The following is a 3,829-nucleotide window of genomic DNA, read 5'->3' as shown; positions in this document are numbered from 1 at the left end:
ACAGTGAAGGCATCATGAACACCTTCCAGGACCGGGCCTATGTATATTCTTATCAGGCTCCCTACATAATTCCTCTAATTAAGAACGGTGTAATGGTAGGCAGCAATGGCTATTTGAGACCTTTGAGCAGTTTAAAGCGGTCCGAAGCGGCGGTACTTATTAACCGGGCCGATATCAAATTTCCTCAGCCCGGCGGCAATAAGGCGGAACGCGGTCAGGTGGTCAGCGTTGACAGCAGTTATCATATTGCGGTGATGCTAAAGGATGCATCCGGCCTGCAACGCAGTCTGGTAATTACGCAACAAACCGGGCTATATAGCAATGGCAGGGAAATATCGTATAAAAATCTGGCCAAGGGGCAATGGCTTAACTATATAGTAAACGGCAGCCAGCTGTTATATGCTGAAGTTGCGGGAACAGTACAATCATATGTACCCGCTCCGGTTGTGCCGGCCACAGTTTCCGTAATTGGAGAATTGGAGGAATTAAATACGGCGGCCGGTCTGGTAAGAATATATGCGGGTGGAACCCAGCTAAGCTATCGCACGCAGCCTTTCCTCAGTGTTTATACCAATGCCAAAGCGGGGGATGAGGTGGCGCTCACGGTACAAAACGGGTGGGTTTCCAGCATAACTGCGGTGACGATTGATAAAGCTGGCACTAATAATACTTCCTCGAATAACAGCTCATCCTCTTCCGATTACACCATCTATAAAGCTACACTGAAGGAAGTAAATTCGGATGATGAAATTTACCTGACCTCGGTTTACAAACTGGAAGATGGACGCTGGCGTTCCAGTTCCTCCATGCATATGGAAGTAGAACGAAATGCGGATATTTATTATGATGGCGATGAAATTGACCTGGAGGATTTGGAAGACGATTATGAGGGAGATACTGTATATGTAGCCTATGACGAGGATAATGACGAAGCGGTCACCATCCGGGTGAAAAAAGGCAGCGAGTATAATTATGATGATGTAGTCGACCGGGTGAACTCCCGCAGTCTGGAATTAGATGATAATGATGAAGTTTATTGTGATGATGATGTGATAGTAATTGAGGATGGTAAACTCAGGGACTGGGAAGATGTCGAGAAAGGCGATGACGTTTTCGTAACCGTTAACTATACGGGAGGCAGGTATTACGCAGCTGTAATAGAGCTTCTGGACGACTCGGACAGCAGCTCAAGCGATGATCTGGTAGTTTACCGGGGCTATCTCAGTGATGTTGACGAATCCGGTAAGGAGATTAAATTGAGGTCGGTTTATTACCTGGGCAGCAGCGACTGGAGAAGCCGTTCCGATCTTTGGATAGACGTTCCCCGTAATACTGAAATCTATTATGATAATGACGAAATAGACTTGGAAGATCTGGAAGACGACCATGATGGTGAAACAATTTATGTAGCCTACGATGAAGATGAGGAGGAAGCATTGCAAATAAGGGTCCGGGACGGAAGCGAATACGTATGGAGCGATGTGGTGGAAAGGACCTGGTCCGGTTCATTCGAACTGGAGGATGAAGAGCAAAGAGTATACTACGATGATTCCACCATTGTGATACATGACAACCGTCTGGTAAACGGCAGTTATATCGATGAAGATGACGATGTTCTGGTGGTAGTAGAACGAAACGGCAGTACCTATCGGGCGGCGATAGTAATAATTGATTAGCAGACACACGGCAGAATAGAGAGATGGTTATTTTGAAGGGTGTCAGGGGGATGTCTCCCGACACCCTTTTAGCCTTCCCGGAGGTGTCGGACAACCGTCTCTCTGAGACTGGTCCCGCTAAGACTATCAATCTTTGAACGGGGGAAAATGGGTGAGCCGTCCCCTATACTGCTAATCCCGGAAAGGATAAAAATAAATGGATTTCTTGCCAATGACAAAAAAGGATATGGATAAACGAGGGTGGGATGAACTGGACATCATTTTTGTAAGCGGGGATGCCTACGTGGATCATCCCGCCTGGGCGGCGGCAATTTTAGGCCGGTTCCTGGAGCATCATGGTTTTAAGGTGGGGATCATTGCCCAGCCGGACTGGCATTCCATCAAGGATATAAGTTCCCTGGGTCAGCCGCGGCTATTTTTTGGGGTATCGGCAGGAAATATAGACAGTATGGTTAATCATTATACGGCGGACCGGAAGAAGCGCCATGATGATGTGTTTTCCCCCGGAGGAGTGGGCGGAAAGCGGCCTGATCGTGCTACTATTGTTTATACCAATTTAATTAAACAGGCATTTCCCGGGGTACCGGTAACTATTGGCGGGGTGGAGGCGAGTTTGCGCCGTTTGGCCCACTATGATTACTGGAGCGGGAAAGTACGCCGCTCTTTGCTGCTGGACAGTAAAGCCGACCTGCTGGTATATGGTATGGGAGAGTATGCTCTGTTGGAAATTGCCCGCTATTTAAAAGCCGGTCATGAAATCAAATACCTGACCGGAATGCGCGGAACCTGCTATATATCAGGACACTGCCCCGCAAATGCCCGACAAATCCCTTCTTTCGAACAAGTATCCGGTGATAAAGCGGAATTTTCGCGGGCGACGAAGATAATGCAGGAAGAACTGAACCCCTATTGCGCCAGAATACTGGCCCAGCAACATGGGGAGCGCTGGGTGGTGCAAAACCCTCCTCCAATGCCTCTTACTACAGAAGAACTGGATGATATTTACAAACTGCCGTTTTTGCGCCAGGCCCACCCCAGTTATGATGCAGCCGGAGGAGTACCGGCCTTGAAACCGGTTCAGTTTTCCCTTCTTACGCATCGGGGATGTTTCGGCGGATGTGCCTTTTGTTCCCTGGGCCTGCATCAGGGTAAATTCATTCAAAACCGCAGTATCGAATCTATAGCCGGAGAGGCGGAAACTTTTTTGGCCCATCCTGATTTCAAAGGGAGCATTCCCGATGTGGGTGCACCATCAGCCAATATGTTCGGGCTGAGCGGGAAAAATCAGCAATTATGCCAAAAGTGCCGGCGCAGCAGCTGTTTGTATCCCAAAGTCTGTGTCAACCTGGACACTAATCAGCTGCCATCCGTAAAACTGTGGCGGCGTTTGCGCAGCATAAAAAGAATCAAACATATCCGAGTGGCTTCGGGAGTAAGGTATGATTTGATACTAAGGGACAGCTCCGGTCAATATTTAAAAGACCTTTGCCGGCACCATGTGGGCGGGCAGCTTAAAATTGCTCCGGAGCATATATCTGACCAGGTGACCCGCAGCATGCATAAACCGGGTAAGGATGAATATATAAAATTTATTAAGGAATTTAAACGTATTAATAAAGAAATAGGCAAGGAGCAGTATATTATTCCTTATTTTATTTCCGCTCATCCCGGCAGTCGTTTAGGTGATACCATACAATTGGCGGAGTTTGTCCGGGATAATTTGCAATATTATCCCGAGCAGGTGCAGAATTTTACTCCTACTCCTATGACTGTTTCCACCTCCATGTACTACACCGGCTTAGACCCTGATAGTGGAAAAGAAGTGCATGTACCTCATACCCGGGAACGTAAATGGCAAAGGGCTTTGCTGCAGTATAAAAATAAGGAAAACTGGGGGCCGGCCCGGGAGGCTTTAAAGGCCTCCGGACGTCGTGATTTAATCGGATTTTCCCCCCGCTGCCTGGTGAAACCGGAAAAGAAGCAAAAATAGTAAGACGCTGGGGAACACTTAGCCATTTGCAGGATACCCAACCCCGGCATAATATATCGCTATAAGCGCGTGAACACCCAGCCCTGAGGCCCGCTCCTAACGTCGGGGCCGTAGGACAGGCTATGGAATAATGATTAAGCAGTAACTTTGCGAATGTCATCCT

2 protein-coding genes are annotated in these 3,829 nt (G+C 47.9%); both read left to right on the top strand.

Annotation, left to right across the window (positions count from 1 at the left end; translation table 11 throughout):
• Nucleotides 1–1,676: hypothetical protein (locus B3W37_RS15580; RefSeq protein WP_483176357.1), on the top strand; the 1,676-nt coding region annotated here is incomplete at its 5' end.
• Nucleotides 1,677–1,887: 211 nt separating this feature from the next.
• Nucleotides 1,888–3,666 (top strand): YgiQ family radical SAM protein, encoded by a 1,779-nt coding sequence (locus tag B3W37_RS15575; RefSeq protein WP_483176356.1) that lies wholly within the window; start codon nt 1,888–1,890, stop codon nt 3,664–3,666.
• Nucleotides 3,667–3,829: the final 163 nt, after the last annotated feature.

Source organism: Syntrophomonas sp. UBA5494 (assembly GCF_002426325.1).
Note: the sequence above shows the minus strand (reverse complement) of the source record. Positions and strands in the feature narration are given on the sequence as shown.